The 7,383-nt window shown below is 62.7% G+C and carries 8 protein-coding genes; all 8 read left to right on the forward strand.

Features of this window, described 5'->3' with window-relative positions; translation table 11 throughout:
* Nucleotides 1-58 precede the first annotated feature (58 nt).
* The 8 genes from B3873_RS12520 (at nt 59) to B3873_RS12555 (ending at nt 7,161) form a co-directional block, all read left to right on the forward strand.
* Nucleotides 59-724 carry an amino acid ABC transporter permease gene (locus tag B3873_RS12520; RefSeq protein ID WP_286866423.1) on the forward strand — a complete coding sequence of 222 codons (666 nt, stop codon included), beginning with the start codon at nt 59-61 and terminating at the stop codon, nt 722-724.
* Nucleotides 724-1,497, forward strand: a complete 774-nt coding sequence (locus B3873_RS12525; RefSeq protein ID WP_245201944.1) for an amino acid ABC transporter ATP-binding protein — start codon at nt 724-726, stop codon at nt 1,495-1,497. The genes B3873_RS12520 and B3873_RS12525 overlap by 1 nt, the downstream gene beginning before the upstream one ends.
* Complete coding sequence (locus tag B3873_RS12530) at nt 1,487-2,146, forward strand: HutD family protein (RefSeq protein ID WP_286866425.1); 660 nt, start codon at nt 1,487-1,489, stop codon at nt 2,144-2,146. Before B3873_RS12525 ends, B3873_RS12530 begins: the two co-directional genes overlap by 11 nt.
* Before the next feature lie 97 nt (nt 2,147-2,243).
* Entirely contained in the window at nt 2,244-3,710 is a 1,467-nt protein-coding gene (locus tag B3873_RS12535) for a formimidoylglutamate deiminase (RefSeq protein WP_286866426.1), read from the forward strand.
* Between the two features lie 19 nt (nt 3,711-3,729).
* Nucleotides 3,730-4,527 carry an N-formylglutamate deformylase gene (gene hutG, locus B3873_RS12540; protein WP_286866427.1) on the forward strand — a complete coding sequence of 266 codons (798 nt, stop codon included), beginning with the start codon at nt 3,730-3,732 and terminating at the stop codon, nt 4,525-4,527.
* Between the two features lie 159 nt (nt 4,528-4,686).
* Nucleotides 4,687-5,124 carry a universal stress protein gene (locus tag B3873_RS12545; protein ID WP_286866428.1) on the forward strand — a complete coding sequence of 146 codons (438 nt, stop codon included), beginning with the start codon at nt 4,687-4,689 and terminating at the stop codon, nt 5,122-5,124.
* Between the two features lie 223 nt (nt 5,125-5,347).
* The gene (gene nhaA / locus B3873_RS12550) at nt 5,348-6,544 is read left to right on the forward strand and encodes a Na+/H+ antiporter NhaA (protein WP_209532807.1); all 1,197 of its coding nucleotides are present in this window, start codon (nt 5,348-5,350) and stop codon (nt 6,542-6,544) included.
* A 491-nt stretch (nt 6,545-7,035) separates the two neighbouring features.
* Nucleotides 7,036-7,161, forward strand: a complete 126-nt coding sequence (locus tag B3873_RS12555) for a hypothetical protein (protein WP_255475291.1) — start codon at nt 7,036-7,038, stop codon at nt 7,159-7,161.
* Nucleotides 7,162-7,383: the final 222 nt, after the last annotated feature.

Here is a 7,383-nt window from a genome sequence, read left to right on the forward strand (position 1 = left end):
TACCGCCCCGGCCCGCCAGCCGTGACCGGGCAAGCGACTCCTTTTGCCGGAGCACTTCATGAAACTGGATTTTTCGGGCGTCTGGGACAGTTGGCCCTCGCTCCTCCACGGCACCATGGTGACCGTGGAAATCACCGCCGCCTCGCTGGTGCTGGGGTGCGTGCTGGGCCTGCTGACTGGCCTGGGGCGACTCAATCCGCAGCGCCGGCTGTTGTATGGCCTGTGTACTTTCTATCTCACGCTGATACGCGGCACGCCCTTGCTGGTGCAGCTGTTCCTGTGGTTCTTCGGGTTGCCGCATGTGGGCGTGATCCTGCCGGCGTATGTGTGCGGCATCCTCGGGCTCGGTATCTACAGCGCTGCCTATATTTCGGAAATCGTGCGTGGCTCGATCCAGTCCATCGAACGCGGCCAGATGGAAGCGGCACGCTCGCTGGGCTTGCCTTATCGGATGGCGATGCGCCGCGTGATCCTGCCGCAGGCCTTCGTGCGCATGATTCCGCCGCTGGGCAATGAATTCATCGCGCTGATCAAGAACTCGGCACTGGTGTCGTTGCTGACCATCGCCGACCTGATGCATGAGGGCGAGAAGATCATCAGCATTACTTACCGCTCGCTGGAAACCTATCTGGTCATTGCCCTGATCTATCTCGTCCTGACCAGCGTGACCACGCTGGCGCTGCGCCGGATCGAGAAGGTCCTGCGCTCCGAAGGGAGGGTGTGATGGAACACAGCGTGGTCGATATCAAAGGCTTGCGCAAATCCTTCGGCAGCCATCTCGTGCTCAAGGACATCGATTTTTCGGTCGCCCCAAGTCAGGTGGTCGTCATCATCGGCCCCAGCGGCAGTGGCAAGAGCACCTTGCTGCGCTGCCTGAACGGGCTGGAGACCGCCGAGGGCGGCACCGTGGTGGTCGGCGGTCATACGGTGGTCGAGGGCGGGCGCATGATGCCCGAAGCCATGCTCGATGCGCTGCGCGCCGAGGTGGGCATGGTATTCCAGTCCTTCAACCTGTTCCCGCACCTGAACGTGCTGGACAACATCACCCTGGCACCGACCTGCCTGCGCGGCGTACCGCGCAAGGCGGCGCAGGAGCAGGGGCTGCGGCTGCTCAGGAAGGTCGGGCTGGAACACAAGGCGAAGGAATATCCCGGCACCTTGTCCGGAGGCCAGAAGCAGCGCGTGGCCATTGCCCGTGCGCTGGCCATGGAACCGAAGGTGATGCTCTTCGACGAGCCCACCTCGGCGCTGGATCCGGAACTGGTCGGCGAAGTGCTGCAGGTGATGCAGGACTTGGCCAGCGACGGCATGACCATGCTCATCGTCACGCACGAGATGGGATTTGCGCGCGAGGTGGCCGATGTGGTGGTGGTGATGGATCACGGCAGCATCGTCGAGTCCGGTCCGCCCTCCGAGATATTTACTTCACCGCGCGAGGCACGTACCCGCAGTTTCTTGCAAACCATGCTGGCCCGCGAGGTGGGTCATGCCGGGTAAAGCCGATGCGGTGGCGGGTTCCGGGGTGCCGCAGCACGGCGCGATAGCGTTCGTCGGCGAGCTGGCCAGCGTGGCAGCCGTCCCCTGGAAGAACGAGGGCGGGCAGACCCGTGAACTGTGCGTGGAGCCGCCGGAGGCCGACTTCGCCAGTTTTATCTGGCGGGCCAGCGTGGCCGACGTCGGTAGCGATGCAGATTTTTCCACCTTCGAGGGTATCGATCGCACCATCGTCCTGCTTGAAGGCGGCGGTTTCACACTGCACAGCGAGGGAAGGCAGGTCCACGATCTGGTGCACTGCTTTGCGCCCTACGACTTCCCCGGCGAGCAGCCGATCCAGGTGCGGATGCATGGTGCGCCCACGCTGGACTTCAACCTGATGGTGCGGCGTGAAGTCGCCGAGGGCAGGGTAGTGATGCTGGACGAGCGCAATTCGCGTTGCCTGCCCAGCCACAGCGCTTTGTTGTACGTGGCAAGAGGTGACGCCTGCCTTTCCGATGAAGACGGTCTGCAACAGGCCTTGCGCGCCGGCCAGTTCGCGCGGCTGCAACCAGGACACAGAGCGCGCATGCCCGATCTGCTGTGTGCGTCGGGGGCGGTGGTGCTGCTGGTCTGCATCATCCCCAAGCCAAAGGAAGGCCAGCACATGTAAGCGTTGAAGGGCCGAGGCCGTTCTGATTCCACCCGCTGCAAGCGGCACAACGGTGTCCGGCATACACTACAAAACCGCCAGTATAAAAGGTGAGCATATGGCATCGCTTGGCGAACAAACACAGCAACACCTGCATGCACATCCACAGCCGCATGCGCACGCGCTCCCTCGCCAATCGGCGCGTGCCCTGTTTTGCCCGCTGGCCTTGCTGCCGGATGGCTGGCAGCATGACGTTCTGCTGCGCTGGGATGACTCGGGACGCCTCATTGAGGTCAGCGTCCGCAGTCCGCGCGGCGAAGCAGCTCAGGCATCCGGCCCGGTGATTGCCGGCATGCCCAACTTGCATTCGCATGCCTTCCAGCGCGCCATGGCCGGCCTGACCGAGGTCATGGGCAGTCCTTCGGATTCCTTCTGGAGCTGGCGCAAGCTGATGTACCGTTTTGCCCAGCGACTGCAGCCGGAGCACCTGCACGCCATTGCCTGCCATCTCTATATCGAGATGCTCAAAGCGGGCTATACCTCCGTCTGCGAATTCCATTATCTGCACCACGCCCCGGGCGGCAGCCCCTACGCCGACCGCGCCGAACTGGCGCTGCGGCTGATGCAGGCGGCGTCCGAGGCGGGCATCGGCATGACCCTGCTGCCGGTGCTGTACCAGTACGGCGGCTTCGGTGGCCAGCCGGGTTCGCAGGAGCAGGCGCGCTTCATCGCTACGCCAGACGACCTGCTGGCCCTGCGCGAGCGCCTGCTGCACGCCTTGCCGGAGAACCCGATGCGCCGCTATGGCGCAGCCCCGCATTCGCTGCGGGCGGTGTCGCCGCAAGGCCTGGAAGAACTGGTCAGCGGCCTGCGCCAGCAGCCGGGAGGACGCGACGCTCCCGTTCACATCCACGTCGCCGAGCAGTGGCGCGAGATTCAGGATTGCCTGGCCTGGTGCGGCCAGCGTCCGGTGCAATTGCTGCTGTCGCTGCAGGAGGTGGATGCGCGCTGGTGCCTGATTCACGCCACCCACATGGATCAAGGGGAATACCTGGATCTGGCCGCCAGTGGTGCGATCGTGGGACTGTGCCCGACGACCGAGGCCAATCTGGGCGATGGCATCATTGATGCCGGGCAGCTTTTGCAGTCCCGGACTCCCTGGGGCCTGGGCTCGGACAGCAATATCGCCATCAACCCGCGTTCCGAATTGCGGCTGCTGGAGTATGGACAACGCTTGCATCATCGCCGGCGCAACGTGCTGGCCTCCGAAGCATCACCGGCCACGGCCGACCGCCTGTTTGCCCAGGCCGTGGCAGGCGGTGCGGCTGCCAGCGGCCGGGCGGTCGCCGGGCTGGCTGTGGGGCAGCAGGCGGATTTCGTGGTCCTCGATCGGGACGACGTCAACCTGGCCGATCGCAGCCCCGGGCAATTGCTCTCGGCACTGGTGTTTTGCGAGCATGATGGCCAGCCCATCCAGGATGTCTACGTGGGTGGCCGCCAGGTCGTGACCGCCGGGCAGCACCCCTTGCAGGATGACGCGCGCCGCGCCTATCGCCGCGCGATTGCCGAATTGTTGAAGGATTGAGGACCGCTCGATGCCAGTGATGCCGCACGATATTTGCCAGCTGCACCAGGGCAGTTCGCCCCTGCTGATTTCCATGCCTCACGTGGGTACCCGTCTGCCGGAGGAGTTGCTGGCCTCCTATAGTGCGGTTGGCCTGCAGGTCGACGATACCGACTGGCATATCGCCGAACTCTATGAGTTTGCCCTTGGCATTGGCGCTTCCGTGATTCGTCCTTTTCATTCACGTTACGTGATCGATCTCAACCGGCCAGCGGACGGACAGAGCCTGTATCCGGGGCAGAACACCACCGGGCTGTGTCCGCTGACGACATTCGACAACCTGCCGCTGTACCGCGAGGGCTGTGAGCCGGATGCCGCCGAGATCGCACGCCGCCTGCAGGTCTACTGGCATCCCTATCATGCGGCTCTGCAGGCCGAACTGGAGCGCCTGAAGGCAGTGCATGGCTACGCGCTGCTGTGGGATGCGCACTCGATCCGCTCGGTGATTCCGCATCTGTTCGAGGGCGAACTGCCGGTCTTCAATTTCGGAACTGCCAGCGGTGCTGCCTGCACACCTGGTCTTGGAGAAGACTTGCTGGCGCTGGCGCAGCAACTGGCACCGCAGTTTCCCGCCGTACTCAATGGCCGCTTCAAAGGCGGCTACATCACTCGTCATTACGGCCAGCCCGCCCGGCAGGTCCATGCCCTCCAACTGGAATTGGCCCAGCGCAGCTACATGCAGGAGTACGCACCTTATGCGTTGCAGGCAGCGCTGGCAGATCAGCTCAAGCCGGTGCTGCAGGCGCTGGTGACGCGCTTCATGGCGTTTCATCCCTGATGCGAGCCTGCGCCCGTACCATTTGATCCAGCGCAAACGCAGGCCAGCTGCGGCGCTGCAGCCCGGGCGGCTTGATGCATGTCAAATCCGTTCATGCAGGTGAGGCTTAGTATGCAGTCATACCAAGTCAACGCAATCCAGTCACCTGCTGAGGTCATCATGTTCAAGAACATCCTGTTGGCAACCGATGGTTCCCGTCTGTGCAACGAATCGGTCAAGGCCGCCATCGCGCTGGCCAAGAGCTGCGGCAGCACCCTGGTTGGCTTGTCGGTGGCAGGCAATCTGCGGGCCTTGTCGATTCCTGAAGTCAGCGTCGGCGTGGATGTGGAGCGCACCGATGCAGCTGGCCGCGAACACGCTCTGGCCAGCGTCGAGATGATCACCGCGATGGCCCGTGAAGAAGGTGTCCCCTGCACGGTGCAGGTGGCCCAGGGCGGACGTCCCTACGAAGAGATCATGCGCGTGGCCGAACGCGAGCACTGCGATGCCATCATCATGGCCTCCAAGGCCCGTTCCACGCTGGGCCGCTTGCTGCTCGGCAGCCAGACCCAGAAGCTGCTGGCGCATAGCAAGGTACCGGTGCTGGTTTATCGCTGATTGGCCGAAATATGAAGAGATGCGCACCGCATGCGTGCGCATCGGACGGTTGAAAGTGCCGTCATGAAGGTTTGTGGTGTGGAGGGTCGGGCCGTTCCTGTGGAGAGGGACGGCCCATTTTTTTTGTCCGGGCATCGCGAGCCCGGGGCCGAAAGTTTGGAGAAAGACCTCGGCCTTTGTTACAGTCAGGCCTTGTTTTGAAGACGACAACAAGGAGCCCGCATTGACCACATCCCCTCATCAGGCCCACGGCGGTAACGCCTTCACCCGCTTCTTCGCGCATGAAGCCGCTGGCGGCATCGTGCTGGCCATCGCTGCGGTGCTGGCGCTGATCATCAGCAACAGCAGCTGGCGAGAAACCTACGAGGCCTTCACCCGCATTCCCGGCAAGGTCGACATCGGTGGTCTTGTGGTGTTGTCCAAGCCGCTGCTGCTGTGGGTGAACGACCTGTGGATGGCGGTCTTCTTCTTCCTGGTCGGTCTGGAAATCAAGCGCGAATTTGTCGAAGGCGAACTGGCCTCCCGCAAACAGGCCATCCTGCCGGCGGCAGCGGCCTTGGGCGGTATGGTGGTGCCGGCGGCGATCTATGCGCTCATCAACCTGGGCGATCCGGTGGCGCTGCGCGGCTGGGCCATTCCGGCGGCCACCGACATCGCCTTTGCGATCGGTATCGTGATGCTGCTGGGGTCGCGGGTTCCGACCTCACTCAAGGTTTTCCTCACCGCCGTGGCCATCATCGATGACCTGGGCGCCATCGTGGTCATCGCGCTCTTCTATACCGACAACCTCTCACTGGGCATGCTGGCCGGGGCCGGGGTAGGGACGCTGGTCCTGTTGCTGCTCAATCGCAGCGGCGTGCGTCGCGCAGATATCTACATCGTCGTCGGACTGGTGATCTGGGTGTGCGTGCTCAAGTCGGGCATCCACGCCACGCTGGCCGGGGTGGTCACGGCGCTGGCCATTCCCATGCGCGACGCCGACGACCAGCCGCTGGCTGGTGCCCTGGAGCATGGCTTGCATCCCTGGGTGGCCTTCCTGGTCCTGCCCATGTTTGCCTTCGCCAATGCTGGCGTGTCCTTCCAGGGCATGTCGCTGGGCAACCTGTTTGAGCCGATCCCGCTCGGTATCGCCGGCGGACTGGTACTGGGCAAAACCATCGGTGTCTTCGGTGCAGCCTGGCTGATGATCCGCAGCGGACTGGCCGCGGCACCGGCCGGTGCCAGTACCCGGCAATTCATCGGCGTCTGCATGCTGTGTGGCATCGGCTTCACCATGAGTCTCTTCATCGGCGGCCTGGCCTTCCAGGGATTGAGTCCGGATTTCGAAGCCAAGCTCAAACTGGGCGTGCTGGGCGGCTCCATTCTGGCGGGCTTGCTGGGCACACTGGTCTTGTGGCGCAAAGAGATATCACCAGCGTGAACATCACGGTACGCCGCATTTTCCATGCGGCCACTGTGCGTGTTGTCTATCAAAAACCTCATCAATACGCTTGAGACACACGAAAAGTCGCCATTTGGCGACGAAATATCGACTTTCTGTTTTGCGATGCAAAAAATTATATAAAAAATAATTGTTTGCACACCATTAGTGCGATTCCGGCCGGAAACCGGCTCCCGACAGGCTTCCGCTTCCACATGACGAAGTGAATCCCTACGACAACGAAATGCCGCCCGGCAGCTCGGCCATGAATTGCTGCTGCGCAGAACAAGCGATTGTTTACATCACCTTTTGGCAGTAGCAAGATACTTGCACGGGCCTGTAACGGCGCGGCGTGGAAGGGCGCCGACGCTGACACTACTGACAACAGCGCCCGCAGCAAGTCGGGGATATTGTCGTTTCGACATTTTCACCCCTTGGGACGATAAGCCAGGCGAATAACAGCCCGGCCATCAAAAGCAGAGGAGACAAGCATGAAACTGATGGAATTGCTCATGAGCTACGGTAGCCAGGCACTGGTGTGGTATGCGATGTACGTGATCGTGGGGAGCTGTGCCTTCGGAGCTTATGTCTGGCGCCGCACCCATTTCGGTCACTGACCGCCAAACATTCACCCTGACGCACGCCGGAATGAACGCCGGCGCTGCGTGAACGACGCCAGGCGAGGGTACCGGACCAGTGCTGGCCTGAAGCATGCCGCTTCCCATCCCGCGCAAGGGCGTGGACATGGGAGCGGTGCCGTGCTGGTCTCCCGCGCGTATCGTCGACTCGTCATTTGACACCTGCATTTGCCTGCCAGAACGGCGGGGAGCGTCTTGCCG

Source organism: Herbaspirillum sp. UBA812 (assembly GCF_002296545.1).
GTDB lineage: Bacteria > Pseudomonadota > Gammaproteobacteria > Burkholderiales > Burkholderiaceae_D > Herbaspirillum > Herbaspirillum huttiense.